The sequence below is a fragment of the Bacillus sp. LR--39 genome (assembly GCF_053613335.1).
In genome coordinates this window covers 1-1,109 of record NZ_JBSIOT010000302.1, presented here as the reverse complement: position 1 = coordinate 1,109, position 1,109 = coordinate 1, and the positions used below count along the sequence as shown (strand labels likewise).

The 1,109-nt window shown below is 54.8% G+C and carries 1 protein-coding gene; it reads right to left on the bottom strand.

Features of this window, described 5'->3' with window-relative positions; genetic code table 11:
- A partial coding sequence (locus ACWHAR_RS22710) for a non-ribosomal peptide synthetase (RefSeq protein WP_452087904.1) occupies nt 1-1,109 on the bottom strand: 1,109 nt, incomplete at both ends.

The window sequence follows — 1,109 nt, the reverse complement described above, 5'->3', positions numbered from 1 at the left end:
CATTTCAAACAACACATTCACCGGAACATCGATTGCGAGATCTTTCAGCATCCGGGAGGCGACGGCCATGGCTTTCAATGAATGTCCCCCGATTTCAAAAAAGTTCTCGTCTATTCCGATCTGCTGTCTGCCGAGAACCTCAGACCAAATCACTGCAAGCTTTTCTTCCGTAGCATTGCGGGGTGCACGGCGCTCTGTTGAATTCGGCCGGCCATCGGCTTCAGGGAGAAGGCGTCGGTTGACTTTTCCGTTAGCGGTAAGCGGCAGCTCTTCAAGCATGATATACGCAGCCGGCACCATGTAAGCCGGTAGCCTCCGCGCCAATTGGCGGCGAACCTCCTCGTTTGCAACCTCAGTTCCCTGCACCGGGACGACATAAGCGGTGAGCGCCGCATCCCCGTTCCCGCTTTTCCTGGCGGTTACAACGGCTTCCTTTACGCCTTGGCAGCGCATCAGCTGCTCTTCGATTTCACCGAGCTCAATCCGGTGTCCGCGGATTTTCACTTGATCATCGATCCGCCCGATGAAGTCGATATTGCCGTCCGGCAGCCAGCGGGCCAGATCTCCCGTCCTGTACATCGTTTCACCGCTGTTAAACGGATGCGGCGCGAATTTTTCCGCAGTCAGTTCCGGCCTGTTCAAATAGCCGCGCGATACTCCTGTACCGCTCAGACACAATTCACCCACCGCTCCAATCGGCTGAAGCCGGTTATTTTCCGTCAGGATGTATGCATTCGTTTCGTTTATCGGCTTGCCGATCGGAATGGAAACCGCGCTGTCTTCCATACGGTTGACCGGATAGAACGTCGCGAAGACGGTCGTTTCCGTCGGCCCGTATACATGGATGATCCTGTCCGGTCCCATGGCAGCAAATGCTTTCTTGACATGGCTGACAGATGAGCGCTCTCCGCCGAACAGGACTTTGCGAATCCCTTTCATCCACCCTGTTCCCGCATCAACCAGCAAGTTGAACAGCGCCGTTGTCACAAACATGACTGTGATGTTTTCCTTCTGAATCGCTTCTGTCAGCTTGCCGATATGGAGAATCGTCGCCTGATCGGCCACCACCAGCTTTGCTCCGTTTAACAGCGCGCCGTACAGATCAAATG